At 65.0% G+C, this 24,872-nt stretch carries 26 protein-coding genes and 1 other RNA gene; 9 read left to right on the forward strand and 18 right to left on the reverse strand.

All coding sequences use genetic code 11. From position 1 onward, the window contains the following. Positions 1-86 precede the first annotated feature (86 nt). From hisN to LJ760_RS00730, 3 genes are all read left to right on the forward strand, one after another. Positions 87-896, forward strand: a complete 810-nt coding sequence (gene hisN / locus LJ760_RS00720; RefSeq protein ID WP_227918322.1) for a histidinol-phosphatase — start codon at positions 87-89, stop codon at positions 894-896. A 2-nt stretch (positions 897-898) separates the two neighbouring features. After that, complete coding sequence (locus tag LJ760_RS00725; RefSeq protein ID WP_227918323.1) at positions 899-1,690, forward strand: class I SAM-dependent methyltransferase; 792 nt, start codon at positions 899-901, stop codon at positions 1,688-1,690. Positions 1,691-1,759: 69 nt separating this feature from the next. Beyond that, positions 1,760-2,851: a carboxylate-amine ligase gene (locus LJ760_RS00730; protein WP_227918324.1), complete on the forward strand. Its 1,092-nt coding sequence runs from the start codon at positions 1,760-1,762 to the stop codon at positions 2,849-2,851. Positions 2,852-2,856: 5 nt separating this feature from the next. Here LJ760_RS00730 and LJ760_RS00735 read toward each other — a convergent pair whose 3' ends face one another. Then, the gene (locus LJ760_RS00735; RefSeq protein ID WP_227918325.1) at positions 2,857-4,563 is read right to left on the reverse strand and encodes a glycoside hydrolase family 13 protein; all 1,707 of its coding nucleotides are present in this window, start codon (positions 4,561-4,563) and stop codon (positions 2,857-2,859) included. Positions 4,564-4,764: 201 nt separating this feature from the next. Here LJ760_RS00735 and LJ760_RS00740 point away from each other — a divergent pair, with 201 nt between their 5' ends. Next, positions 4,765-5,265, forward strand: a complete 501-nt coding sequence (locus LJ760_RS00740) for a DUF1269 domain-containing protein (RefSeq protein WP_227918326.1) — start codon at positions 4,765-4,767, stop codon at positions 5,263-5,265. A 95-nt stretch (positions 5,266-5,360) separates the two neighbouring features. Continuing rightward, positions 5,361-5,738 (forward strand): hypothetical protein, encoded by a 378-nt coding sequence (locus LJ760_RS00745; protein WP_227918327.1) that lies wholly within the window; start codon positions 5,361-5,363, stop codon positions 5,736-5,738. An 81-nt stretch (positions 5,739-5,819) separates the two neighbouring features. Here LJ760_RS00745 and LJ760_RS00750 read toward each other — a convergent pair whose 3' ends face one another. The 8 genes from LJ760_RS00750 to prfB form a co-directional block, all read right to left on the reverse strand. Continuing rightward, a complete protein-coding gene (locus LJ760_RS00750; protein ID WP_227918328.1) occupies positions 5,820-6,452 on the reverse strand; it encodes a uracil-DNA glycosylase in 633 nt (210 codons plus the stop codon). Between the two features lie 238 nt (positions 6,453-6,690). Beyond that, positions 6,691-7,062, reverse strand: a transfer-messenger RNA (tmRNA) gene (gene ssrA / locus LJ760_RS00755). Between the two features lie 64 nt (positions 7,063-7,126). After that, positions 7,127-7,486, reverse strand: a complete 360-nt coding sequence (locus LJ760_RS00760) for a hypothetical protein (protein WP_227918329.1) — start codon at positions 7,484-7,486, stop codon at positions 7,127-7,129. After that, positions 7,483-7,956 (reverse strand): SsrA-binding protein SmpB, encoded by a 474-nt coding sequence (gene smpB / locus LJ760_RS00765; protein WP_227918330.1) that lies wholly within the window; start codon positions 7,954-7,956, stop codon positions 7,483-7,485. The genes LJ760_RS00760 and smpB overlap by 4 nt, the downstream gene beginning before the upstream one ends. Positions 7,957-8,000: 44 nt before the next feature. Continuing rightward, entirely contained in the window at positions 8,001-9,392 is a 1,392-nt protein-coding gene (locus tag LJ760_RS00770; RefSeq protein ID WP_227918331.1) for a peptidoglycan DD-metalloendopeptidase family protein, read from the reverse strand. A 62-nt stretch (positions 9,393-9,454) separates the two neighbouring features. Beyond that, positions 9,455-10,357 (reverse strand): permease-like cell division protein FtsX, encoded by a 903-nt coding sequence (gene ftsX, locus LJ760_RS00775; RefSeq protein ID WP_227918332.1) that lies wholly within the window; start codon positions 10,355-10,357, stop codon positions 9,455-9,457. Continuing rightward, a complete protein-coding gene (gene ftsE / locus LJ760_RS00780) occupies positions 10,354-11,118 on the reverse strand; it encodes a cell division ATP-binding protein FtsE (protein WP_227918333.1) in 765 nt (254 codons plus the stop codon). The genes ftsX and ftsE overlap by 4 nt, the downstream gene beginning before the upstream one ends. Positions 11,119-11,339: 221 nt before the next feature. Then, positions 11,340-12,458, reverse strand: coding sequence for a peptide chain release factor 2 (prfB, locus tag LJ760_RS00785; RefSeq protein ID WP_227918334.1), 1,119 nt, complete (start codon positions 12,456-12,458; stop codon positions 11,340-11,342). 165 nt (positions 12,459-12,623) lie between these two features. On the opposite strand from prfB, the gene LJ760_RS00790 reads away from it, so the two are divergent. Then, entirely contained in the window at positions 12,624-12,908 is a 285-nt protein-coding gene (locus LJ760_RS00790; RefSeq protein WP_227918335.1) for a hypothetical protein, read from the forward strand. Positions 12,909-12,912: 4 nt separating this feature from the next. Here LJ760_RS00790 and LJ760_RS00795 read toward each other — a convergent pair whose 3' ends face one another. From LJ760_RS00795 to LJ760_RS00825, 7 genes are all read right to left on the reverse strand, one after another. Then, a complete protein-coding gene (locus LJ760_RS00795; RefSeq protein WP_227918336.1) occupies positions 12,913-13,386 on the reverse strand; it encodes a pilus assembly protein TadG-related protein in 474 nt (157 codons plus the stop codon). Then, positions 13,383-13,820 carry a hypothetical protein gene (locus tag LJ760_RS00800; protein WP_227918337.1) on the reverse strand — a complete coding sequence of 146 codons (438 nt, stop codon included), beginning with the start codon at positions 13,818-13,820 and terminating at the stop codon, positions 13,383-13,385. Before LJ760_RS00800 ends, LJ760_RS00795 begins: the two co-directional genes overlap by 4 nt. Further along, positions 13,804-14,118 (reverse strand): TadE family protein, encoded by a 315-nt coding sequence (locus tag LJ760_RS00805; RefSeq protein WP_331460693.1) that lies wholly within the window; start codon positions 14,116-14,118, stop codon positions 13,804-13,806. Before LJ760_RS00805 ends, LJ760_RS00800 begins: the two co-directional genes overlap by 17 nt. A 116-nt stretch (positions 14,119-14,234) precedes the next feature. Next, positions 14,235-14,507 carry a hypothetical protein gene (locus LJ760_RS00810; protein WP_227918559.1) on the reverse strand — a complete coding sequence of 91 codons (273 nt, stop codon included), beginning with the start codon at positions 14,505-14,507 and terminating at the stop codon, positions 14,235-14,237. A 97-nt stretch (positions 14,508-14,604) separates the two neighbouring features. After that, positions 14,605-15,543, reverse strand: a complete 939-nt coding sequence (locus LJ760_RS00815) for a type II secretion system F family protein (RefSeq protein WP_227918339.1) — start codon at positions 15,541-15,543, stop codon at positions 14,605-14,607. Next, on the reverse strand, positions 15,540-16,397 hold the full coding sequence (locus LJ760_RS00820; protein ID WP_227918340.1) for a type II secretion system F family protein: 858 nt from the start codon (positions 16,395-16,397) through the stop codon (positions 15,540-15,542). Before LJ760_RS00820 ends, LJ760_RS00815 begins: the two co-directional genes overlap by 4 nt. After that, positions 16,394-17,620 (reverse strand): CpaF family protein, encoded by a 1,227-nt coding sequence (locus tag LJ760_RS00825; protein ID WP_227918542.1) that lies wholly within the window; start codon positions 17,618-17,620, stop codon positions 16,394-16,396. Before LJ760_RS00825 ends, LJ760_RS00820 begins: the two co-directional genes overlap by 4 nt. Positions 17,621-17,926: 306 nt before the next feature. Here LJ760_RS00825 and LJ760_RS00830 point away from each other — a divergent pair, with 306 nt between their 5' ends. Next, a complete protein-coding gene (locus tag LJ760_RS00830) occupies positions 17,927-18,814 on the forward strand; it encodes a glycosyltransferase family 2 protein (protein ID WP_227918341.1) in 888 nt (295 codons plus the stop codon). Here LJ760_RS00830 and LJ760_RS00835 read toward each other — a convergent pair. After that, entirely contained in the window at positions 18,811-19,236 is a 426-nt protein-coding gene (locus LJ760_RS00835; protein ID WP_227918342.1) for a DUF2304 domain-containing protein, read from the reverse strand. The genes LJ760_RS00830 and LJ760_RS00835 overlap by 4 nt on opposite strands. Before the next feature lie 229 nt (positions 19,237-19,465). Between LJ760_RS00835 and LJ760_RS00840 the strand changes: the two genes are divergently transcribed. Continuing rightward, positions 19,466-22,156: a GH25 family lysozyme gene (locus tag LJ760_RS00840; RefSeq protein WP_227918343.1), complete on the forward strand. Its 2,691-nt coding sequence runs from the start codon at positions 19,466-19,468 to the stop codon at positions 22,154-22,156. 56 nt (positions 22,157-22,212) lie between these two features. Further along, positions 22,213-23,496, forward strand: coding sequence for a hypothetical protein (locus tag LJ760_RS00845; protein ID WP_227918344.1), 1,284 nt, complete (start codon positions 22,213-22,215; stop codon positions 23,494-23,496). Positions 23,497-23,586: 90 nt separating this feature from the next. On the opposite strand, the gene LJ760_RS00850 is transcribed toward LJ760_RS00845, so the two are convergent. After that, on the reverse strand, positions 23,587-24,816 hold the full coding sequence (locus LJ760_RS00850; RefSeq protein ID WP_227918345.1) for a glycosyltransferase family 4 protein: 1,230 nt from the start codon (positions 24,814-24,816) through the stop codon (positions 23,587-23,589). Positions 24,817-24,872 lie beyond the last annotated feature (56 nt).

Here is a 24,872-nt window from a genome sequence, read left to right on the forward strand (position 1 = left end):
GAATCCACCTTGGAATCATGAGGACACCGCCCGCTAACGGGCCTAATGCGGGGCTGTGCCCGCCGAATAAGGATAAGTTGAAGAGTATGCCCTTCGTTCAGAACTACAACGATGACCTGCGCTTGGCCCATGTGATGGCTGATTCCGTGGATGACCAGACCATGTCGCGCTTCCGGGCCCTGGATTTGAAGATCGAGACCAAGCCGGACTTCACACCGGTAACCGACGCCGACAAGGCCGCCGAAGACGCCATCCGCGGGCAGCTATCCCGTGCCCGGCCCCGCGATGCCGTACTGGGTGAGGAATTCGGGTCCAGCGGCTCGGGCCCGCGGCGCTGGATCATCGATCCGATCGACGGCACCAAGAACTTCATCCGCGGCGTCCCCGTGTGGGCCACCCTGATTGCACTGGTGGACGACGGCGTCCCGGTGGTCGGCCTGGTCAGCGCACCTGCGCTGGGCAAGCGCTGGTGGGCAGCCACCGGCACGGGGGCCTATATGGGCCGGTCCCTGGCTGCGGCCACCCGCCTGCACGTCTCCAACGTTTCCCGGCTGTCCGATGCCTCGATGTCCTACTCCAGCCTCGGCGGCTGGAAGGACCGGGGCAACCTCGAAGAGTTCCTGGACCTGACCGAGTCCGTTTGGCGTACCCGCGCCTACGGCGATTTCTGGTCCTACTGCATGGTGGCCGAGGGTGCCGTGGACATTGCCTGCGAACCTGAACTGAACCTTTATGACATGGCGGCCCTCGTTCCGATCGTGACCGAGGCCGGCGGCCGCTTTTCCTCACTCGACGGCGAGGACGGCCCCTTCGGTGGAAACGCGCTGGCGACCAACGGGACGCTGCACAGCGAAGTGCTGCAGCGCCTGAATCCCGACCTGGACGACCTCCTGTAACTGTGGGTACCTCCGGACCGCGGCTCGAGGCACTGCGCCGCCGGCAGCTGGCGGACAGCTACCAGGCGGGCGGGGAACACTACGACCGCATCCGCCCCGGCTATCCCGCCGAGGCCGTGCACTGGTTGTTCGCCCGTCCCGGCGTCCCTGACGGCCCCGCGGTCCGGGACGTGGCCGACGTCGGCGCCGGCACCGGCAAGTACACCCGGGAGCTGCATGCCGCCGGACTGGATGTCTGCGCCGTCGACCCGTCCCGCGACATGCTCGACCAGCTTTCCCGGCTGCTGCCTGACGTTCCGGTGCGGGTCGGCACGGCGGAGGAGACGGGTCTGCCCGCCGCTTCGCTGGACGCCGTGACCGTGGCCCAGGCCTGGCACTGGTGCGATCCTGCCGCGGCGAGCCGGGAGTTCGCCCGCATCCTGCGGCCGCACGGGATCCTCGGCCTGGTCTGGAACCAGCTCGATGTAAGCATCCCGTGGGTCCACCGCTATTCGCGCATCATCCACGCCGGAGATGTCCTGCGCCCGGGCTTCCGGCCTGAGCTGGGACCGGAGTTCACGCTGGAAGAGTCCTCCACCGTGGCCTGGACGCAGCCGATGACCCCGGAAGACCTGTTTGAGCTGGCCCGGTCACGTGCGTTCTATCTGTCGGCCGGCGCCGCCGCGCGGGAGAAACTGTACTCGAACCTGTCCTGGTACCTCTACGAACACCTCGGACACGCACCGGGGGATGTCCTGGACCTGCCTTACCTCACGCTGACGTGGCGGGCAGTACGGACGGGGCTGCCCGTCTGACCCCTGGTGCGCCGGCTCCCCCGCCTACCTACAATTGTCCAAGTCCGGCATGGCTGGTGCTTAGGAGAAATGCGTATGGTCTCCACCTTCGGCATCGAAGAAGAGTTCCTCCTCATGGATGCCTCCACCGGGTTCCCCACCGGAGCCCAGGTGACACGCGCCCTGATCTCCCCGGAGCACGGCGCCTTCACCAGTTCCGCCGAGCTATTGGACGCACAGGTTGAGAGCTCCACCCGGGTCTGCACCACCCGCGAGGAGGCCCTGGATGCCCTGTTGGGGTTCCGCGCCCGGTTGGCCGAAGCAGCAGCGTCAGCGGGCGTACGGGTTGCCGCCACCGGAGCAGCGCCGCGGATCGCGGAGGGACCGCCGGTGCTCAATTCCTCCGACCGGTACCAGCGGATGGGAATCCTGACCGGAGCCGTCGCGCACGAACAATACGTCAACGGCACCCACATCCACGTCGGCATCCCCTCCCGCGACACAGGGGTACGCGTGCTGAACGGGATCCGCCCGTGGCTCGCGCTGCTCGGTGCCGTTGCCGCGAATTCCCCCTATTGGCGGGGTCAGGACAGCAGCTTCGCCAGCTGGCGCATGGTCCATTACCGGCGCTGGTCCGTACAGGGCTGCCCTCCGCTCTTCGCCGATGCGCAGGACTACGCCCGACGGCTGGAAAGCCTGCTCGCCACCGATGTGGTGCTCGACGCCGGCCACGTGGGCTGGGCGGCACGGCTCTCCGATACCTTTCCCACGGTGGAGGTCCGCATTGCGGATGCCCAGCTCCAAGCCCGGGACTCCCTGCTGCTGGCAACCCTGGTGCGGGCGCTGGTGGACACGCTGGCGTCCGCCGGCCCCGCGGTCCCGGCAGCCGTCCCGGATCCGGAACTGCTCGACGTCGGCCTCTGGCAGGCTGCCCGCTTCGGTATGAGCGGGAACCTGGTTTCGCATCCCGGCGGCAGCGTGCCCGCGGCCGATCACCTCTCTGCGCTGCTGGACTATGTTGCCCCGGCGCTGGAGGACGCCGGAGACCGGGAATACGCGGCTGCCGGCGTCGCCCGGGTCCTTGCCGGCGGTACCGGCGCGGAACGGCAACGCGCCGCCTTCCGGTCCGGCGGTTACGCAGGGCTCGCGGACCTGTACACCCGCAGCCTCAGCGCCGAATAGCCGGCCTAGCCCCCCGCATAGGTGGAGATATCCAGGATCCGGGCTTCCCAGGGGCGCAGCAGGTGACGGTCGCCGGCGTCGGGGTAGTTGCCCAGGACGAGGCTTCCGGCCGCCAGGTTGGACGGCACTCCCAGCTCTGTGCCGGACACGTTGCCCAGGACCAGCAACGCCCGGTCCCCGCGGGTGCGCTTATAGGCAAACAGCGTCGGATGCCCCGGGTCCAGCAGGTGGAAGTCCCCGAGCGACACCAGGTCCGATTCGTGCCGGAGCCGAACCAGCTCACGGTAGTAGCCGAAGACGGACTGCTCGGCGGCCCGGTCCGTCTCCACGTTGACGGCGGGGTAGTTCGCAGCCACCGGAATCCACGGTTCCACTTCGGAAAAACCCGCATTCTCGCCCGCGGTCCACTGCATGGGCGTGCGTGCGTTGTCCCTGCTCATCCGGCGCAGCGCTTCCAGGACCAGTTCCCGGTCCATCCCCTGTTCGAGCGCCTCCGCATAGTAGTTCAGTGATTCCACGTCCCGGTATTGGTCTATCGAGGTGAACCCGGCGTTCGTCATGCCGATCTCCTCGCCTTGGTAGATGTAGGGGGTCCCCCGCTGCAGGTGCAGCAGGGTGGCCCACAGCGTGGCCGATTCGTACCGGTACTGCTGGTCATCACCGAAGCGGGACACGACGCGCGGCTGGTCATGGTTGTTCAGGTACAGGCTGTTCCAGCCCTTTTCGGCGAGTCCGCGCTGCCAGCGGTTCCAGCTCGTTTTCAGGTCCGGCAGGGACAGCGGCCGGTGATCGAATTTGCCGGCGCCCTGGTCGAGGCTGACGTGTTCAAACTGGAACACCATGTCCAGTTCCCGCCGCTGCGCATCGGTGAACAGCAGCGCCTGTTCGACCGTGGCTCCGGGTGTCTCCCCCACCGTCAGGTACTGGCCGCTGCGACCGCCGAAGACCTCCCGGTGCATTTCCTGCAGGAATTCATGGATACGCGGCCCCGATACGAAGTACGGCGATCCGTCACCCCAGATCCCTGACGAGTCCACCACTCCGTCCGGCAATGCCGGATCCTTCGAAATGAAGTTGATGACGTCCATCCGGAAACCGTCCACGCCCCGGTCCAGCCACCAGTTCATCATTGCGTACACCTTGGCCCGGACCCGCGGGTTTTCCCAGTTCAGGTCCGGCTGCTGCGGGGTGAAAAGGTGCAGGTAGTACTGGCTGGTACGCGGTTCGAAGGTCCATGCCGAGCCGCCGAAAAAGGAGCGCCAGTTGTTCGGCTCCGCCCCCGGTTCCCCTGGTTCGAAGCCGGGGCGGGCATCCCGCCACCAATAGCCGTCCCGCTCCGGTGACGTCCTGGAGGACTTGGAGGACTGGAATCCCGGGTATTCGCTGGAGGTGTGGTTGACCACCAGGTCCATGATCAGGCGGATGCCGCGTTTATGCAGGCCCTGAAGCAGGAGGTCAAACTGTTCCTCCGTGCCGAACATTTCATCGATCCGGCGGTAATCACTGATGTCATAGCCGTTATCGAACTGCGGCGACTGCTGGATCGGCGACAACCACACCACGTCCACGCCCAGCTCGGCCAGATGGTCCAGGTGCTCGATGATGCCGCCGATGTCACCGATGCCGTCACCGGTCGAGTCGGCAAAGCTGCGGGGATAGATCTGGTAAACGACGGCGCTCGTCCACCAGGCGGGATCGTTGCGAGGCAGCATGGACGGCCGTCCTTTCACCGTGTCCTGTGCATAATACGTCCGAGCCGTCAGCCCGCACAGGGCTGCCGGGCGTTACAGTGCAGGCTCTGCCCGGGACGGCCGTTTTCCTTGTACGTGCCCGGACACGGCACTAACGTTGGCGCTGCCGATGGGTCCCGTATGCGGACCTGTCGAAGAACCCTAACGTTTGGAGTAACTGCCATGGCAACACTGACCGTTTGGAAATTCTCGGATGCGGACGCTGCGGAACGCGCCACGCAGACCCTCGCCAGCCTCCAGTCCCAGGGCCTCATCACTGTCCAGGACGAAGCCATCGTGACCTGGCCCGAAGGGCGCAAGAAGCCCAAGACCATCCAGGAACACAACATGGTGGGGGCCGGCGCCTTGGGCGGCGGCTTCTGGGGACTTCTTTTTGGGCTCATCTTCTTTGTTCCGCTCATCGGTGCAGCGGTGGGCGCTGCCATCGGCGCGATGTCGGGCTCCATGGTGGACGTGGGGATCAACGACGATTTCATCTCGCGGGTACGCCAGGAGGTCACTCCCGGCACCTCGGCGTTGTTCGTCCTGTCCTCCAATGCGGTGGAGGACCGGGTGGCCGAAGCCTTCAAGGACTTCTCGGGGGTGAAGCTGATCTACACGAACCTCTCGAAGGATGAGGAAGCCAACCTGCGGGATGCCTTCTTCGAGTCCACGCCGGCCTAAGGCGGTTATTTCCCCTGCACGACGGCGGGGCGGCGGCCGGGCGGCCGCCGCCCCGCGGTGCGTGCGGCGATGCTTCAACGCGTATCGTTTAACTGATGACTACTCGACGCCAGGCAGCCCAGATCCTTGATATTCCGCTTGAAATGGCCATCCGCCACGGTATTCCCGCGCACGTGGATGACGCGGAGCTGGCACGGATGCAGGCCGACCCGCCCGGGTGGCTGGTCCAGTCCAGGGCCAACCGCACCGGAAAACGCCCCGTTTGGGTGCAGCTTTCCTGCACTGTCTGCGGATACACGGAAGCTGCCCGGCCCAAGAAGTGGTGGCCGGAGTTCACGTTCATAGCGTGCGAAGACCACCGGGTACGGGAACTTCCCGAGCTGGCCGTCGGAGCCGTCCGCACAGAGTATCCGGGAGTGGGCTCCCGCTTCATCGGGGTTGTGGACTCCCCGGCTGAGCCGGCCGAGGCCTGAGCCGTTGCCCCGCCGGACGGTTCCGGCGGGGTCTGTTTGGGCCGGCGCGGGCCGGCGCGAAAGCGCCGGCCGGTCAGGTTTCTAGCGTGCAGCCGTCAGCCCGGTGCGGGCCATGGCGTCGGTATAGGCAGCGCGCATATCGTCCAGCGCCTCCTGCTGACGTTCCGCGGTGGCGCCGAAGGAACGCCCGGAAAGCGAGCGGGCCTTGTAGACCTTGATACTGCGGCGGTAGATCATCCGGTTCTCGGTCTTGAGGAACAGCGCGGCGAGCCGCTGAGCCTCGGTACCGTGGGCCACGATGACGGAAGCGCGGGGCACCAGGGCAAGGAAGCGCAGCAGCGGCCGCAGCCCCTCCTGGACCTGTTCCTTGCTCAGCTTGCCGTTGGGCTCGCCCGGCACATGCCAGGGGTAGGCGTTCCACGGCATAACGAACTCCGGCCGCAGTCCGGCCTGCCAGTGCACGCCAAGCAGCCGTGCCACGGCCTCATTGTCACCGGCCGTGATGAACCCCGACTCGTGGGCGGTGCCGATGTTGGAGAACAGGCTGACGATCCGGCATTCCCCGATATCGTGCATGGGATCGATGTAGGGCACCTGGCTGCCCGGCTTCATTTCAGCCAAGGAGTCGCAAAGCTGGTTCACCTCAGCGACATTGGGCTCATAGCGTCGGTTCCAAAGGTCGTCATGCTGGGATTCGAGTGCCGGGCTTTGCATAAAGTGGTGCGTCTCCTACAAGGTCTTCCGACCGGTTATATCGCCCGCTCCGGGTCCTGCCGGCGCGGGTACTGCCTACGACAAAGTTTACCAACGCACCTTGCCCTGCCGGACGGGAAGAGGCCCCGCAACGGGGTAAACCGCACGGGTGTGAGAAACAACTCTCCCGTGCAACCCGGCTTAAACCAGCAAAGCGGCGAACGCCCTAAGGCGCTCCCCGCTTTGGCTGGAGATTTCTCAGTGGAGATGGGGGGAATCGAACCCCCGTCCGATGTCGCTTTGTCAGGGCTTCTCCGGGCGCAGTCTGCTGCGGATTTTCTCGGTCCCAGCCATCACGCAGACAAGTGGCTGATCCGGACCCAGCCGTCTAAAAGTCCCGAACACCCCAACGGCGAAAGTGTTCAGCAGTGGCCCTCTAAATGACGCCAGGCACCGGGGCGAGAGCATCCCCGGGCTGACGGACTATGCCTTACTGCTTAGGCAGCAAGAGCGAAGTCAGTGCGCTTTGATTCGGCACTTATTGGTTTACAGAGATCGTTAACGAGATAACCCTGTATCCTCGGCCCGCTTCCCCTGTCTCAACAAAACATCGTCGAAACCGGTCATCCCCTTATTGAGTTACCAATCCGACCGAAGCCGGAACACTCATTGTACCGCAGAATTCACGGGGCGGTTCAGAGCCGGATGCCGAAGACCACTACGGGTGAACCCCAAACGACCAGCAGTATCCAGGAGACGAGCACGAAGAGGACCGAGAGGATGCTCAGCGCGGTCATGCCGGGTGCCTTGCTGCGGAAGGCCCAGGCGAACAAGGCGATGTTCGCCAGGACCAGCACCGGCGCGAGCCATACCAGCACGTGTGCAAGGAACAGGTAGTACGCGGCAAAGAACGGAACCACTACAAGGATGACCACCGGCAGCACCGCCAGGACTATCAGGAGGTCGACGGCCGTAACGATCCACGTCCAGGCGGGCTTCCGGGCCGCGGCTTCCTCGTCCGCTTCTACCTGCGGCTCCCAGAACGTTCCACTCATGCGCCGCGGTTCTTCTCGCGCATCGCGCGAAGTGCCTCGCGGTTGTCCTGCTTCTCCCGCAGGGTTTGGCGCTTGTCGTACTCCCGCTTACCGCGGGCGACGGCGATCTCCACCTTGGCCCGTCCGTCCAGGAAATACAGCTGCAGCGGCACGATGGTAAAACCCGATTCGCTGGTCTTGCGCATGATCTTTTCCAGCTGCTCGCGGTGCAGCAGCAGCTTGCGGCGGCGGCGGGCGGAGTGGTTGGTCCAGCTACCGTTGAGGTACTCGGGAATGTAGGCGGCTTCGAGCCAGAGCTCGTTGTTATAGAACGTGGCAAACCCGTCCACCAATGAGGCCCTGCCCTCTCGCAGCGACTTCACCTCGGTCCCCATCAAAACCATTCCGGCCTCGTAGGTATCGAGGATTTCGTAGTCGTGCCGGGCCTTGCGATTGGTGGCCACTACCTTACGGCCACTTTCCTTAGGCACGGGGCAACTCCTTAGTAGGTTCTAGCGAAAGCTCCATTGTAGGCCTAGAGCAACGTCCTCGGGTCCACCAGGGCACCATTGAGCACCGTCTCGAAATGCAGGTGGCAACCGGTGGAGTTTCCGGTGTTCCCCACATATCCGATCAGCTGGCCCTGCTCCACCCACTGATTGACTGACACCGCGAAGCCGTTGAGGTGGTAGTAGTTGGTGGCTAAGGCGTTGCCCTGCACCACACCGTGGTTGAGGACAATCCGGTTGCCGGTTCCGATCATTTCCCCGCCGCCCTGGTCGGCCCGCCAGACGTGGCCTGAGGCAGGCGCATAGACCGGTGTGTTGCAGGTCGGTGCATAGTCGATGCCGGAGTGCAGGTAGCCGCCGTTGCCGAAGAAGTCGATGGATCCGGGCGGGGTTGCACGCCAGCCGAAGCCGGAGGAAATAGGAGCTCCGACTACCGGAGGGCGCAGCCCGAAGGAGGACGGGTTGCCCGGCTGCGGAATGTTCTGGGCCGGCGGGGCGGGGCGGTTGTTCCGGGCCGCTTCTTCAGCTGCCGCACGGTTGATTTCGTCGATCCGGGCCTGTTCGCGTTTGCGGTGTTCCTCGAGCAGGACCCGCTGCCGCTCCGCGATGTCCGCGGTGACCTGGGCGCTTTCCTTTTCCAGGCTGGCCATCTGGGACTGGAGCTTCGGCTTCTGTGCCTCAAGCTCCTGGTTCATCGCCGTGGTCTGGGCAACCAGGTCGTCCACCTTCTGCTTCTCCGCGGCTGCCGCGTCACGCGCGGACTGCTCGGCCTTGAGGGCTTCTTCCGCCTGGGCCTTGAGCTTGCTGATCTCTTCGGCCACGGCTGACAGCCGCGCCTCGGAGTTCACGTTATTGGCGTTCTGCTGGGACAGCTTTTCGACGGCGGCGTTCTGGCCCTTTAGCGCTTGTTCCGCCATGCCGAGCGAATCGCTGAGGCTGTCCGCACCCTTGGCGCCGAACATCAGCGAGAGCGTGGAGGGAACACCACCGTTTTTGTAGGCCTGGGACGCAATCTGTCCGATCGCCTTTTCAGTGGCCGCAATGTTCTCACGGTCCTTCTCGATCTGCGCCGTGATGGTTTCGTGGGTGTTCTGGGCGAGGGCAACCCGTTCGTTCAGGGCGGCCACCTTGCCGGCGGCACTGTCGACACGTCCCTCGGCATCCGCGAGCTGCTGCTGCGCGGCCGGGAGCTGGCCCTTGTAGATGTTGAGCTTGGCTACCGTCTCGGCAATATCTTCTCCGAGGTACTCGTAGTCCTCCTGGACCTTCTGCTTCTCGGCTTCGATGGCCGCCTTGCGGTCCTCGAGGTCGTCAGCACTTGCCGTGCTGCTGAACGCAACGGAGAGCGTCAGCGCCAGGAGGGCGACAACCGCCGCCAGGGCCCGGGACGCCGGCGCACGTCCGATCCGTTTAGGCACAGCATTATCCATTGATGAGACTCTCCATGATCTTGCAGATTCCATTCCCAGTGCTCATGACTCTAGACCTTCAGGTACCGGCGGAGTGTCAACAGCGAGGATACTCCCGCCAACAGCGCTCCGAGAACAAGTAGAACGGGTGTCAGGTACAGGACCTGTTCCGAGGAGATAAAGGCCGTGGTGGGGTATTGCCGGGCCAGGTTTCCGATAAAGAAGTGGGCGGTGCTCCATAGTGCCACTGAGGCCAGCACTGCACCGATGACGGCCGCGATCACGCCTTCCAGCACGAACGGCAGCTGGATGACGGCCTTGGAGGCGCCGACCAGGCGCATGATGCCCGTTTCCCGCCGTCGGCTGAACGCCGAAAGCCGGATGGTGGTGGCAATCAGCAGGATGGCGCAGACCAGCATTACGCCGGCGATGGACAGCGCAGCAACCGAGGCAAGGTTCAGGTACGTAAACATTTTTTCGAAAAGTTCACGCTGGTCGCTGACGGACTCGACTCCAGGCTTGGAGGAGAACGCCTCGTTGATGACCTCATACTTTTCGGGGTCCACCAGGGACACCCGGAAGGACTCCGGCAGCATGTCGGCGGTGATGCTGTCCACGATCGGGGAGTTCGCGAACTGCTCGCGGAAGTGGGTCAGCGCGGTTTCCTGGTCTTCATACTCAACGGTTTCCACGTAACGGTCCGCCTGCAGGTCCGCTTCGATGGCAGAGCGCTGCTCGTCGGTGACGGCACCGGAAGCGCAGGACGCGGAGGTGTCGTTCTCCGTGCACAGGTAGACCGCAACCTGCACGCGGTCATACCAATAGCCCTTCATCTGGCCGATCTGCAGCTGCAGCAGCCCTGCCGCCCCCACAAAGGTCAGCGATACGAAGGTCACGAGGATTACGGAGACAACCATGGACAGGTTCCGGCGGAGCCCTGAACCGATCTCGCCCAGGACGAATGCGAGCCTCATTCGGCTACCCCGCTCTCCGTGCGGCGGGATCCATCCGACACGTCCGATCCGTCCCGCGGTTCCCGTTCCGGCTCCGGTTCGCCCAGGTAGATGCCCTCATGCTCGTCACGGATGATCTTGCCGTTGCGCAGTTCCACCACGCGCTTGCGCATGGCGTTGACGATATCGTCGTCGTGCGTAGCCATCACCACAGTGGTGCCGTTCTGGTTCACCCGGTCCAGCACCTTCATGATGCCCAAGGACGTGGTGGGGTCCAGGTTTCCGGTCGGCTCATCGGCGAGCAGGATGCCGGGCTTATTCACAATCGCCCGCGCGATTGCCACGCGCTGCTGCTCACCGCCGGAAAGTTCGTGCGGCATGCGGTTACCCTTCCCCTCCAGCCCGACCGTCTTGAGGACTTCGGGCACCGAGTCACGGATAACGGCACGGCTGCGGCCGATCACCTGCATGGCAAAGGCAACGTTCGCAAAAACCGTCTTGTTGGGAAGCAGGCGGAAATCCTGGAATACGACGCCGATCCCCCGGCGGAGCCGCGGCACCCGCCAGCTCGGAATCTTCGCCACGTTGGCGCCGGCTACGTAGACGGTGCCCTTGGTGGCGTGCTCCTCTTTCATGATCAGCCGGATAAACGTCGATTTACCGGAGCCGGAAGCGCCCACGAGAAACACGAACTCGCCGCGGTCCACGTCAAGGCTGACCGAGTTGAGCGCAGGCCGGGAGTTCCGGTCATAGAGCTTGGTGACATTGTCGAAAGTGATCATCACTACTTAGTGCCCATGAAGCGGCCGGAGACACGGGCCTTGGTTCGGGGTATGGGCACCGGCCTCTCGACTATAGCCAGCTTCCGACGCAGTGAGCCACAACCCGGCAGCGCGTGTCGGACTGCACACCGGTGCCAGGGGACCGGGAACCTGCACCCAGCTGAGGAAACGGGCGGGGTCCGGGCGGCACCGGGTCCAGGCGCCGCCGCAGGCCCAGCGTCCTATTTGCGGGCGGAAACGCTGCCGTGCGCACGCCAGCGGATGCCGGCATCGATGAAGTCGTCAATCTCGCCGTCGAACACTGCGGAGGTGTTGCCTACCTCGTGTTCGGTGCGGAGGTCCTTGACCATCTGGTACGGGTTGAGCACGTAGGAACGCATCTGGTCACCCCAGGACGCCTTGACATCGCCGGCAAAGGCCTTCTTCTCGGCGTCCTCCTGCTCCTTCTTCAACAGCAGCAGGCGGGACTGCAGCACGCGCATGGCGGCGGCACGGTTCTGCAGCTGAGACTTTTCGTTCTGCATGGAGACCACTGTGCCGGTGGGAAGGTGGGTGAGCCGGACGGCGGAGTCGGTGGTGTTCACGGACTGGCCGCCTGGACCGGAGGAGCGGAAGACGTCCACGCGGATTTCGTTGTCCGGAATGTCGATGTGGTCCGTGGGTGCGATCAGCGGAATGACCTCGACGGCGGCAAAGGACGTCTGCCGGCGGCCTTGGTTGTCGAACGGGCTGATGCGGACCAGGCGGTGCGTACCGGCCTCCACCACCAGGGTGCCGTAGGCGTAGGGCGCCTTGACCTCGAAGGTGGCGGACTTCAGGCCGGCCTCTTCGGCGTAGGAGGTATCCAGGACGGTGGTGGGGTATCCGTGGCGTTCGGCCCAGCGCAGGTACATGCGCAGCAGCATCTCGGCGAAGTCGGCGGCGTCCACTCCCCCGGCACCGGAGCGGATGGTCACCACGGCTTCGCGTTCGTCGTATTCACCGGAAAGCAGGGTGACGACTTCCAGCTGGGACAGGGACCTGCGCAGGGACTCCAGCTCCGTCACGGCCTCGGCCTTGGAATCCGCGTCGGCCTCGTTCTGGGCCAGTTCCACCAGGACCTCAAGGTCGTCGATGCGGGATTCGATGGTCTGCAGGCGTTCCAGCTCCGACTGGCGGTGCGAGAGCTTGGAGGTGATCTTCTGCGCCTCGGAGGGGTCGTCCCAAAGATCGGGGACGCCGGCCATCTCGCTCAGCTCTTCGATGTCCTCTTTGATCTTTGCCACGTCCGAGACCTCTTCAATGGAGGCGAAAGTGGAGCGGAGGGCGCGGATTTCTGCGGGAAAATCTATTTCTGCCATGGTGCTTACAGACTACGCCATGTCCCTGCGCCGCTGCCCGCCGTCGTCGTGCCGGGCGATGCCGGCTCCGGGACGCGCCGGGGCCGATGCGCGCGGCGGTGTCCGCGGGCGGCGTTAGATTAAGGAGACGGATATGGAATGTACGCCCTTTCGAAGGAGCCTCCCTTGACCCATCCCGAGCGCGGACGCATGTACACCCTGGACGAACTCAACGACCTTGCCGAGCAGGGCGATCCCTGGGCCATGGGGAAAGTGGACGAGTGGGAGCAGCACTTCTCCAACGAGTACGTGGGCAATATGAAGGACAAGTGTCCCGACAGCGACTGCGAACAGTTCGGCGAGCCCGTGACCATTTGCTACGGCGAGGACGGCAGGATCCTGGACGTGGACCACGGCGGATGGGGCCACGGCCCGATGCGCGAGGCGCAGGAGCAGCGGAAGGCCTCCTAGGTTTTCACTGCAGCAGCCGGGCCCGGGCCTCACTGACTGCAGTGATGGAGATTCCCTCCGGCACCAGGAAATTGACGATGGGCGGATGGACCCGCGCCGCCAGGACCACGCGCGCGGTCCGGCCGTCCGCCGTGCCGGTCTCTTCGGTTACCGCAAGCTCCGTGAACCGTTCCTCCGCACCCGTTTCGGCAAGATAGCTGCGGGCCGCGCTGCGGACGGCGTCTGCCTCCAGCACGGCCGCCGGCCCCGTTCCTGCGGCGGCCTCCCCCAGCGAGAACGTGTCCGCCGCAGCCACGGCCGCACCGTCGGCAGCCGAGAGCAGCTTTTTCTGCCCGAGATAGACGGACGATGCCGCCATCACCACCGTGACGGTCAGCAGCGCCAGCACGGAGTACCCGATGATCAGCACCCCGACCTGCCCCCGCTCTCCGTCCTCCCGCTGCCCGGCCGGCGGTCGTTTCCGAAACCCCCGGCTCATCCGAAGCGCTCCACAACCTGTGTGGACTCGGAGTCCACTACTACCGGGGACCCGTCGGTCCACGGAAGCCCGGGAAGCGGCACGGCAAACCGGATGCTGACAGAGACGGTCGAGCCGGGTGCAAGGCAGGTTTCGGAGCAGCTGATATCCATCAGCATGCCGTCCGTTTGCAGCCCGAAGTCGCTCAGCGCGAGTTCGGCCGCATCTGCCGCCTGCTGTTCGCCGACCACAGCGTCGGGTGCTGCAGCATAGACCTTGGCCGCGGCGTCGGCCGCACCGACCACCGCGAAGGACGCCGCCTGAATCCGGCCGACGGTGATCACGAGATACACCACGGGCACCAGCAGGAGCAGTCCCAGGAAAATGAACTCGACGACGGCGCTGCCGGCGTCGTCCGGCGCCTGTCTCGTCCCTCCCTCACCGCCGGGCCGCATGCCCCTTGACCTCGATTCCGTCACCGAGACCGATGAAACCGATAACCGGCAGCGGTGCCCGCACCGTGATCTCCAGCAGGCGGGCGCCGTCCACGGTCTGCTCTGAGTAGCTGACGTCCTCGGCATATTCCTCGCCGAGTGAACCGCCGATCACGGCGGCCGTACGCGCCACGCCGTCCGCCGGAGTGCGGTCAGCGAGCGTGCCGTAGCGCGCACCCGTGGCTGCGGCGTCAATCAAGGTGTTGCGAACGTGCAGTACCAGCGCCAACTGCACCACAGCCATAAACACCAAACTCACCAGCGCTCCCACCATCACGAAGTCGACGACGGCGGATCCCCGTTCCCGCTCCGGACCGCAGCCGGTTGCATCGGACCGGCGCGACCGGCCGCCGCCCCGGTGACCCTGCCAGCGGTTTATGGCTGTACCTGTTCTATTGCGGATTCGAACAGCCGCTCAAGGGCCGGCTGCACCAGGAGCAGCAGTCCAGCCACGAGGATGGCGGACATAAGTGTGATCATCACCCACCCGGGTACATCGCCGCGCTCCGGGTCCTTCGGGTGCACCGCTGCCTGGCACTGCCGCATCAGCCGGTACCACCATCCCGCTGCCAGCGCGACGGCCCTTTTCCATCCCTCACCCGGCGCATGTGCGCTGTTCCGTTGCCTGCCCGCATTACTGCTGGTCATCTTGTCTCCATCCCTCGACATGCTTTGCCTTGCCTTGTTCTTGCGCAGTGTTTTTTGCGCGGTGATCTTCCCCGGTGATGCCGTTTCATCTGCCGCCTCACAGCCCCAACCTCAGCAGCGCCAGGCCCGGGAATACCGCAAACAGCACGGTCAACGGCAGGATCCCGAAAACCACGGGCACCATCATGGCTATTTCCTTCTTGCCTGCGGTCTCCATCAGTTCACGCTTGGCGCTGTCCCTCACGTCCTGGGCCTGTGCACGCATAACATCTGCCAATGGCGTTCCGCGGTCGACGGCGACGGTGACCCCGTCCACGAAACGGGTCAACGGTGCCAGGCGGATCCGGTCGGAGAAATCCTGCAGGGCTGTGGTGAGCGGATGTCCTGAGCGGGTCTGGGCAAGGACACGGTTGAACTCGTCCGCCAGTTCACCCTGCGCAGCGACGGAAACGCGTTCCAGTGCACCGACGGCGCTTTCCCCGGCGCTGACGGCGAGCGCCATCATTTCGGCAAGGCTGGGGAATTCGGCCAGGATGCGGCTGTTGCGCCGCTCGATCTGGCGGGTCAGGAGGTAGTCCCGCAGCAGGAACCCTGCAACGGCGCAGGCACACGTACCGAAGGCCACCGATACAAGACCCATCCGACCGCTCCCGGCGAGAAGCGCGCCTGCGGCACCCCCGGCCAGGAACCCCGAACCGGCACACAGGACCTGCTCTGCACGGTAGTCCGAAACAGACTTGTTCCCGCCGGCCTGCTGCAGCCGCAGCCCGAGGGTCCGGTTGGCCGGAGACCACCGGGCCAGCCGGCGTACGGCATCGTGGAGCAACGGACGCAGGATCCGCTCCAGCGGGCCGAAGGGCGTGATGTCCGGGGCGGATAACAGGAGCCCCGACGCGGGGCGAACCGAACGCAGCTGCGGTTCCACGCGGGCAGCGAATGTCCTCTGCCGCAGCAGCGGCAGCCGGTGCAGGACCAGCAACAGTCCGGTGCCCATCAGGGCTCCAGCCAGTACCGCTGCCGCCGCCCCGGGCGTCATCGCAGCACCCGCACATCTTCGGGCAAGGCACCTATCCGCAGCATCAGGCGGTAGCAAAGAACGGAGATGCCGATTCCGGCGACCAGGACCGTCGCGCCGGCAGCGGAGTTGTAGGCTGCGGCTGTTTCCGGGCGCGCCGCCAGCAGCAGCAACACCGCCCAGGGAGCCGCCACGGCCAGCCTCGCCGCGTTGACGGTCCAGGACTGCCGGGCCAGCAGCTCGCTCCGGGTCCGGGCATTTTCACGGAGAAAACCGGCCAAGGTGCCGAGGAGCCGGCCCAGATCGGTGCCGCCTACCTGGCGGGTTATCCGCAGTGCTTCGATGATGCGGTCCGCCACCGGATCCGCCAGGTTGTCCTTAAGCCGGGTCAGCGAATCCTCGAAGTTGCCTCCGGACCGGTAGTCGGCGGCAAATGCCCGGAAATATCCCCGCAGCTCCTCCGGCCCGTTCCCGGCCAATTGGATGAGCGCCTCCGGCAGCGACAGGCCTGCCCGGATCGCAGAGCGCAGGTGGTCGACGACGTCGGGCCACAGTTCCGCCAACGAGGCTCTCCTGCGGCGGGCCTGCATACGCACTAACGCGTAAGGCAGTCCCGCCCCGAAAAGCGCGAAGCAGGCCGCGATGGGTAACGACAGGGTCAGGACGAAGAACAGGAGAAGGACAAAAGCTCCCGTGACGGCGCATGCGGCGAGGAGTCCGGCGGCCCTGACCCGTTCGATGCCTGCCTGCCGCAGCAGATCGTCCAGGTATCCGGTTCGACGCCGCCGGGATGGTATGCGGGCTGTCGGGCTCCAGCAGGACTGCCACAGCAGCAACAATCCCATGCCCAGGGTCAATCCCGCTGCGGCGCTCATGCTGCCGCCCCGAGCAGGGCGGCGACGTTCACGCCGGCGGAGGCGAATTTGTCAGCAGACGGCATGGAGGAAGCCGTTACGGCCAGCTTGCCGTCGACCGGGCCGAATACCGGGGACGACTCGATGATTCCGCCTTCCACCCGCCGTCCCAAGGCCAGGATTTCGGTGACCTCGCGTCGTCCTGTGCCGGTCCTGGAGCAGTGGACCACCAGGTCGATGCACGACGCGACGGTTGGAACCACGAAGGCACTGGTAATATTGTTTCCCGCTAGCAGGGGCAGCGTGCACAGCTTGGTTACCGCGTCCCGGGCGCTGTTCGCGTGGATGGTGCACATGCCGGGCAAGCCCGCGTTCAGCGCGATCAGCATGTCCAGGCTCTCGGCTTCGCGGACCTCCCCCACAATCAGCCGATCCGGGCGCATGCGCAACGCTTCCTTCACGAGCCGGCGAAGCGGGATCTCGCCCTGTCCCTCCAGATTCGGCTGACGGCACTGCAGCCCCACCACGTCCCGCAGCGGGAGCTGCAGTTCAAAGATCTCCTCGACCGTAACCACTCGTTCCCTCGGTCCGATGGCGGCAGCGAGACAGTTGAGCATGGTGGTTTTCCCCGCCTGTGTGGCGCCGGAGACGAGGATGTTCAAGCCTGCAGCCACTGCGGCTCCGAGAAAGCGCGCGGCCGCCGGGGTCAGCGTGCCCAGTTCCACCAGGTGGTCGAGGCGGCGGGCCCGGGCTACGAACTTGCGGATATTCACCGCCCAGTGCCGCCTGGTTACGTCCGGAATGGCCACGTGCAGGCGGGACCCGTCCGGCAACGCAGCGTCTACGAACGGGGAGGAAAGATCAAGCCGCCGGCCGGAGGACTTCAGCATCCGCTCCACCAGCAGCCGGACCTGCTCGGACGTCAGCGTCAGGGAAGTCAGCTCGGACCGGCCGTCCCGTGCAACATAAACCTCGGAGGGTGAATTGATCCACACTTCTTCGACCGTGGGATCATCCAGCAGCGGCTGGAGCGCACCGAAGCCCGCCACGGCGTCGAACACCTGCCGGCGAACGGATTCCGGCCGGCCCAGCGGCGGCAGGGTCCCCAGCAGGGAGCGCTCGTCGTAATCGGAAACGGCAGCATCCACGAGCCGCCGAACCTCAGCGGACTGTTCCTGCGGATCCAGCCCGCGCACACGGATGAGCTCGCGCACCTCGTCTTCGACTATCCGCGCTGCTTCCATCGCTACCCCCGGCATGGCCGCTGCCCGATGGCACCGGCACGAGACTGGCGCTGGCCGGCTCCGGCCAACGGGCCACACAGTAAAGGCTGGGCTGGACGAAGGCGAGGGTAGTGCCCGGCAGCTGTGGATAAAATCCGCCCCGGTGGATGCGGCCCGCAAAACTACGCAGCAGAATCACCGAAAGCAGGTACCACTTAGGTAGTTTTCTATTGTTGGCTAGGTACCCGCATCCTAAACTAGCCGTATTCGAGGCAGCCGGGATTCTCTGTTTTCCCGGCGCCAAAGGCGCGATTCAAGGGCGGCGCCATGGCTGCGGTCGACATTCTGCTCCCCTATTACGGCGACGAAGATTTGATGCGGCAATCCGTCCGCAGCATCCAGGACCAGGAAAGTCCGGACTGGCGGCTGCTGGTGCTGGATGATGCGTATCCCGGCGCTGATCCGCGCCGATGGTTCACCGCGCTGCAGGATCCGCGGATCCATTACGAACGCAACGAAGAGAACCTCGGTGCCAACCGGAATTTCCAGAAGGCACTTGGCCTTGCCGAGGCTCCGGTAGTGGTCATGATGGGCGCCGACGACGTGATGCTCCCCGGCTACCTGGGCGCCGTCCTGGGATTGCTGGACGCCCACCCCGGAGCCGCCGTCGTACAGCCGGGGGTCAGCGTCATCGACGGTGACGGGCTGGCCGTCTCGACCCTGGTGGACCGGATCAAATCCGTGCTGACGCCGGGCTCCGGGGAAACGGTCTCCCTCGAGGGAGAAGAAATGGCAGTCAGCCTCCTGCACGCCGGCTGGCATTACTTTCCCTCGCTGGCCTGGCGCCGGGAGGTGATCCAGGGATTCGGCTTCCGGCCGGAGTACGACGTCGTGCAGGACCTTGCGCTGCTGATGGACATTGCCGCTTCGGGCGGCTCCATTGTGGTGTCCACCGGCGACGTTGTTTTCAACTACCGCCGCCATGAAGCCTCGGACTCCTCGGTCCGGGCGATGGACGGCCGCCGCTTTGATGAGGAACGCCGGTTCTTCCAGGACCAGGCGCTGCGCTTCGCCGGGCTCGGCTGGAACCGGGCGGCCCGCGCCGCCCGGCTGCACTGGACGTCCCGGCTGCACGCCGTCTCACTGCTGGTGCGTTCCCTGCCGCGGCCCACGTCCGCCGGTATCCAGGTCCTGGGCCGCCACGCACTGACCTAGCCCGGGGGATCTTCCCCGTTCCCGCCGGCCCTGCCTCCGGATTCCTGCCCGCCGTCGCCCGGCAGTCCCCTGCCCGGTTCGCCGTGCTGCTGTGCCTGTTCGAACTGTGCGCGCAAAATCGAAAGTTCCTCGGCCAATATGCGGCTTTCGTCTTCCACTGCTGTCACCTCGAGTGAAAGGTGGAGGCACACCCCGGCCAGAAAAACAATTGCCACGGCAAAAAGCAGATTGGAGGGCACCTGAACGCCCAGAAGTTCACTCGCCCACCGCAGGATCCCGGGGAACAGCGCGAGTACCAGGGTCACCGTCCCGACGATCAGCCAAAGAAACGTGTATTTCTCCCGCAGCTTCCGCCGGCGAAGCAGGACAGTAATGGCCGCCAGCACTACGACCGCACCGGCGATTACCGGAAAACCGGTCATTGTTCGGGGTGGATCGAGGTGAGCCGCACGGGGTATTGGTCCTTACTTCCTGTGATGACCTGATGCCCGACACTAGAAGATCACTCCACTAAAAACGAGTGTTACGGGCACAATTCGTACTTCGACAGGCGCTTCTCCGGCTTATTGCCGATATCCCGAAACGTCCCGGTTCTTCCGGTATTCTCTTCTCACCCGCCCCTTCTTTAACTTTTGCCCCACCGGAGTTCCCATGACACGCACCCTTTCCCTTAAATGGCTTTCCGGGGTCGCCCTCGCCGTTGCCTTGACCTCCGGCACACTTCCCGCCGTAGCCGCGGAACAACCTGATGCCGTCCAGCAGCCGGCACCAGTCGAAACACCGGCAACCAGCCCGGCACCCACCGCTAACCCCGCCGAGAGCACTGCGCCGGCACCCCAGCCGACGGAAGCTCCGGCGCCCGCCGCACCGTCCGCGCCCGCTGAGAGCGTGCCCGAGGCGACCCCGCCGGCGGAGCCCGAAAGCGGCGCCGTCGAGGAAGACTGGCTGGCCGAACTCATCGGACCGCTCGGAGCGAAAATGGGGCAGGGCCTGGAGCGGCTGGAAGAAACGGGAAATGCCCAGGTGCCCACCGCTGAAGAAACAGCGCTGGAAGCAAAAGTCGAGCGGCTCGCAGAGGACGGCGTGCTGCCGGACGCTGCGGCAACGGAAACCCCTCAGGCTGCCCCGGCAGCCTCCATTTCACTGGCAGCCAACATCCAGCTCGCAGCGGACTGGCGGCCGCCGGGCATCCAGGGCATGGATGTCAGCAGCCACCAGCTTGACGTCGACTGGCGCCATGCCTGGAACCAGGGATCCCGGTTCGCGTACGTGAAGGCAACCGAAGCGACGTCGTACAAAAACCCTTACTACAACCAGCAGTACAACGGCTCGGTGGACGTAGGCATGTACCGAGGGGCCTACCACTTTGCCATTCCCGGTGTCTCTTCGGGCGCCGAGCAGGCAAACTACTTCGTCAACAACGGCGGCGGGTGGTCCGCCGACGGCCGCACCCTGCCCCCGCTGCTGGATATCGAGTACAACCCCTACGCCGAGCTGGGCAACACCTGCTACAACCTGTCCGCGGCGCAGATGGTGTCCTGGATCCGGGACTTCTCCAATACGGTGAAGGCACGGACCGGCCGGCTGCCCATGATCTATTCCACGACGGACTGGTGGAACCGGTGCACGGGCAGCAGCACGGCGTTTGCCGACCACCCGCTGCACATCGCCAACTACAACCAGGTCGGTGCAGGCACCCTGCCCGCAGGCTGGTCAAGCTACAACGTCTGGCAGTACAGCAGCAGCGGACCGTTCGCCGGCGACTCCAACGTCTTCAACGGCAGCTCCACCCAGCTCCACGAATTCAGCCGCCGCGCCGACAGCTACAACGTGGATACCCGCAGGCCGATCGGTGCGGCCTGGCAGGCAGCCAGCGGCGTTGACGGCTCCTGGGGGCTGCCGACAGCCAATGAAAGCTGCTATCCGACCTACTGCGTTCAGACGTTCGACCGGACGACGGCCTATTTGCTTACCTCCACAGGAGAAGTCAGGACCGTTTACACCGCCGGAGCCATCGGCAATGCCTGGAAGGCCGCCGGAACCATTTACGGCGCCTCGTCCTGGGGCCTGCCCACCGGCGCCGAAGTCTGTTACGGCAGCGTCTACTGCACGCAGAGCTACGAGCGGGCGGTGGCCTACTTCAGGCCGTCCTCAGGGGTCAGCGCGGTCCTCCTCAACACGGAGATCGGCCGGGCATGGACCGCAGCAGGCACCATCTACGGTTCTGCGTCCTGGGGCATCCCGAGCAGCAACCACCTGTGCGAGCCCACCTACTGCACGCAGTCGTTTGAACGTACTGCCGCCTACCGCGGCAACGACGGCGCCGTACGCACCATTTATCTGCCCGGCGCCATCGGCAGCGCCTGGAAGGCTGCCGGGACCATCTACGGCGCTGCTTCCTGGGGTATGCCCACCAGCGGGGAAACCTGCACCGGCGGCGTCTGCACCCAGACCTTCGAACGGGACACCGCATTCTGGACCCAGGCTTCGGGAGTCCACACCGTCAGGACGTCCTCCCTCATCGGCGGCGCCTGGACCGGCGCAGGCAAAACCTCCGGCTGGGGCAGGCCCACCGGCAACCAGGCCTGCTACCCGAGCTACTGCACGCAGGAGTTCGAGAGCCGTTCCGTCTATTCGATGCCGGCCACCGGCGTCACCTCCGTGGCACTGAATGAGAGTGTCGGCAAGGCCTGGAAGGCCTCCGGCGGGCTCGGCGGCGCCGCGTCCTGGGGTATCCCGCTCACCAATCAGGCGTGCTACCCGACCTACTGCACGCAGGTATTCGAACGCCACACGGCCTACTGGCCGAAAAACGGAGCCGTAACCACGGTCCAGACCACCGGCCACATCGGCAAGGCCTGGACGGCCTCGGGAACCATCTTCGGTTCCTCCTCCTGGGGCCTGCCCCAGTCTCCTGAGACCTGCGAGCCCACCTACTGCACACAGGTCTTTGAACGGACCGTCGCGTACTGGACTGCGGCCAAGGGCGTCAAGACCGTTGTCCTTGCGGATCCCATCGGCAAGGCCTGGACCGCGTCGGGCAGGATCCACGGAACGTGGGGCATGCCGACGGAAAACCAGGTGTGCTACCCGACCTACTGCACGCAGAACTTTGAACGGACCACCGCGTACTGGACCCAGGCCAACGGAGTGAGCAGCATCTACCTGCCCGGCCAGATCGGCACCGCGTGGACCGCCTCCGGCGGAATCCACGGCGCCTGGGGCATGTCGACAGGAAACCAGACCTGCTCCGGCAGCACCTCCTGCACCCAGAACTTCGAGCGGACAACCGTTACGTGGACCTCTTCAGGCGGTGTCCGGGTAACCCCGCGCCGGGCCTAGGGTACCGCGGGTAAAGTAGACTGGCTGGGGCACCGACAGGACAAGAGGCAGTGATTTTGACGCGACGTGAAACCAACCCCACCACGGCAGTCCCAGGACCGGGCGGCGGTGGCTTCACCGGAAAAAGCGCCTCCAGGGTAGGGATTTCGTCCATCATCTCCGCCCTCGCCGGCGTCCTCATCCTCCTCGTGACCAGCAGGACGCTTTCCATTGAGGAGAACGCAGACTTCCTGGCGTTCTGGGCGGCCCTGTTTTTCGTCCAGGGAACGCTGGGCGGCATTCAGGCAGAGTCCACACGGTCCACTCATGCGGTGGTTCTGGGTGCTCCTGCGCACGGCGGATGGTTCTCCCGTCCGATCCTTTCGGGGGCGCTCATCGGAGTGGGTGCGGCCGCCGTGATACTGGCCCTCTGGCCGCTCGGCCAGCATCTGTTCCCCGGCAACACCGGACTGGTGATGACGGCGCTTGCCGTCTTCGCCGTCCTGTATTCCGGGCACGCAGCCCTCGCCGGCAGCCTGCAGGGAACCGACCGCTGGGGAACCTTCGCGAACCTGGTGACCCTGGAATCGCTGATCCGGTTTGCCGCCATCGCCGCGGCGGCACTCCTGGCTGCTCCGCTGATCGGCGTCGAGCTGGCCTGCATCGCTTCCCTGGCGGCATGGCTTTCGCTGATCATTTTCTCCCCCGCAGCGCGTTCAGCGGCGGGGGCACGTTCGGACGTTGGCCTGGGCGGCACGCTGCGCCAAACCGGTTACGCCTTGCTGTCAGCGGCGTCCTCGGCCACCCTGGTGGTTGGTTTTCCCATTCTGGTCAAGATAACCGCAACGCCGGAGGAGTACGCACTTTCGGCGCCGCTGCTGCTTGCCGTCTCCATGACCCGCGCGCCGATCATGATTCCGCTGCAGGCCTTCCAGGGCGTGGCGATGAACCTGATCATGCAGGCACGCGGGAGCCTCTCCGGCTTCGTAAAGCCGGTCGGGGCCATCCTGCTTGTCGGACTGGTAGGTGCCGGACTGGCCGCCCTGGTCGGACCGTCCCTGATGGGCATTTTCGGGCCTGACTACCGTATTTCCGGCTGGGTCCTGGCCGGGCTGACGTTCGCCGCGAGCCTGATCGCCCTGATCACCCTGACCGGTACGGCGGCCATCGCCCTGGGCCATCACCGGGTCTACTCGATCGGTTGGATTCTCGGTACCGTCGTGTCCGTCCTGCTGCTGCTGCTTCCGGTCCCGCTGGACCTGCGGTGTGTCCTGAGCCTGACGGTCGGGCCGCTGGCCGGGATAGCCGTCCACGTAATTGCCCTGCTCCGGCGGCCCTCCGGCAATAACGCCTCAAAGTAGCGGCAACGCACGTAACGGGCAGCGCCGACACCGAAAAGGCGGCGCCGCCCAATAGGCAGCGCCGCCGAAGCAGGCAGTGAAGGGGCGGCTTTAGGCCTTGAGGATGAAGTCCTTCAGCTTACCCAGCACGATGTTCCGTTCCAGGTTCTCGAAGTGGTAGGCCCGGCCTGACTCCCCCAGGGCAACACGTTCAGCATCGCTCATCCGGTAGAGCTTGACCACGTTGTCCGCCAGCGCACGGGCGTCTTCCGTGGGTCCCACGAGACCGCAGCCGGCTTCGTCCATCACGAGGCGGCGGACCTCGCCGTCCATCGCCAGGACCAGCGGCTTGCCGGAGGCAATATAGGAAAGCACCTTCGCTGGGATGGTCGCTTCGAGAAGGTCGCTGGTCACCAGGCATCCCACCAGCGCGTCAGCGATGCCCGTGTAGCGGGGAATGTCCCCGACCGGCCGCTGGCCTTCGAAGTGGAAGCTGTCGGAGAGGCCCTTCTCCTGCACCTTGGCTTCCACCTCGGCCCTGCTCATTCCATCACCCACAATCACCCACTGGACGTCGTTGATGCCTTCGTCGCGGATCAGGCGGGCAGCCTCGATCATGGTGTCGAAGGACTGGGCAGGGCTGATGTTGCCTGCGAAAACCACCTTGAAGCCGTCCTCGAACCGGCGGGCAAGATCCTCGTCGACAATCTGCTCTTCGTAGAGTTTCTCGCAGGCCTGCGGAATGACAGTGATCTTCTCGGCAGGAAGCCCGGACACTCCCGACAGCCGTTCCTTCATCAGGTCCGAAAGAACCACGATTTTATCCACGTTGCGGTAGTGCCAGTGGGAAACCTTCTCGAGCATCCGGCGAAGGAATTTGTTCTTCACGTTGATGACCGAGTAGAGGTTCTCCGGCCAAAGGTCCAGGACGTACATCGTGGTTTCGATCCTGCGGATCTTGCCCACGATGATGCCTGCCAGCGACATCATGACCGGGGAAAGCTGGTACAGGAAGATCCGGTCATACTTCCCGAACAGCATCCTGGGGATGTGGAACAGGCTGAAGAAGGGGAACGAAACGTAGTTCAGGAAGATCCTGGCGCTGGTGTTGCCGCGCCGGGGAATCTCAAGCGTCCGGTGGACATCGATCCCGTTGTGGTTCTCCCGGTAAGGACCCTTGAACGTGTACCCCGGGAACAGTTCGCCCTTGGGGTAGTTGGGCAGCCCGCACAGCACCTCGACCTCGAGGCCGTTCTCCACGAAATACGCCGCAATATCATTGAGCCTGAATCCTTCAGGCCAAAAGTGCTGGCAGACAACCAGGATTCTCTCGTTGGGCACGTTCAAGGCTCCTCACCTGATGTTTACTGCTGGACTCCGCTGCCGGCGGGCAGCCG

This window comes from Arthrobacter sp. zg-Y895 (assembly GCF_020731025.1).
Lineage (GTDB): Bacteria > Actinomycetota > Actinomycetes > Actinomycetales > Micrococcaceae > Arthrobacter_B.

Bases quoted from the DNA above. Each gene is read 5' to 3' on its own strand.
- LJ760_RS00740 (WP_227918326.1), top strand. From the start codon at position 4,765: ATGGCAACACTGACCGTTTGGAAATTCTCGGATGCGGACGCTGCGGAA.
- prfB (WP_227918334.1), bottom strand. From the start codon at position 12,458: ATGGCAGAAATAGATTTTCCCGCAGAAATCCGCGCCCTCCGCTCCACT.
- LJ760_RS00730 (WP_227918324.1), top strand. From the start codon at position 1,760: ATGCGTATGGTCTCCACCTTCGGCATCGAAGAAGAGTTCCTCCTCATG.
- LJ760_RS00800 (WP_227918337.1), bottom strand. From the start codon at position 13,820: ATGCGGCCCGGCGGTGAGGGAGGGACGAGACAGGCGCCGGACGACGCC.
- LJ760_RS00810 (WP_227918559.1), bottom strand. From the start codon at position 14,507: ATGACCAGCAGTAATGCGGGCAGGCAACGGAACAGCGCACATGCGCCG.
- ftsE (WP_227918333.1), bottom strand. From the start codon at position 11,118: ATGATCACTTTCGACAATGTCACCAAGCTCTATGACCGGAACTCCCGG.
- hisN (WP_227918322.1), top strand. From the start codon at position 87: ATGCCCTTCGTTCAGAACTACAACGATGACCTGCGCTTGGCCCATGTG.
- LJ760_RS00825 (WP_227918542.1), bottom strand. From the start codon at position 17,620: ATGGAAGCAGCGCGGATAGTCGAAGACGAGGTGCGCGAGCTCATCCGT.
- LJ760_RS00795 (WP_227918336.1), bottom strand. From the start codon at position 13,386: ATGAGCCGGGGGTTTCGGAAACGACCGCCGGCCGGGCAGCGGGAGGAC.
- LJ760_RS00820 (WP_227918340.1), bottom strand. From the start codon at position 16,397: ATGAGCGCCGCAGCGGGATTGACCCTGGGCATGGGATTGTTGCTGCTG.
- LJ760_RS00745 (WP_227918327.1), top strand. From the start codon at position 5,361: ATGACTACTCGACGCCAGGCAGCCCAGATCCTTGATATTCCGCTTGAA.
- LJ760_RS00735 (WP_227918325.1), bottom strand. From the start codon at position 4,563: ATGCTGCCTCGCAACGATCCCGCCTGGTGGACGAGCGCCGTCGTTTAC.
- LJ760_RS00815 (WP_227918339.1), bottom strand. From the start codon at position 15,543: ATGACGCCCGGGGCGGCGGCAGCGGTACTGGCTGGAGCCCTGATGGGC.
- ftsX (WP_227918332.1), bottom strand. From the start codon at position 10,357: ATGAGGCTCGCATTCGTCCTGGGCGAGATCGGTTCAGGGCTCCGCCGG.
- LJ760_RS00835 (WP_227918342.1), bottom strand. From the start codon at position 19,236: ATGACCGGTTTTCCGGTAATCGCCGGTGCGGTCGTAGTGCTGGCGGCC.
- LJ760_RS00750 (WP_227918328.1), bottom strand. From the start codon at position 6,452: ATGCAAAGCCCGGCACTCGAATCCCAGCATGACGACCTTTGGAACCGA.
- LJ760_RS00830 (WP_227918341.1), top strand. From the start codon at position 17,927: ATGGCTGCGGTCGACATTCTGCTCCCCTATTACGGCGACGAAGATTTG.
- LJ760_RS00760 (WP_227918329.1), bottom strand. From the start codon at position 7,486: ATGAGTGGAACGTTCTGGGAGCCGCAGGTAGAAGCGGACGAGGAAGCC.
- LJ760_RS00840 (WP_227918343.1), top strand. From the start codon at position 19,466: ATGACACGCACCCTTTCCCTTAAATGGCTTTCCGGGGTCGCCCTCGCC.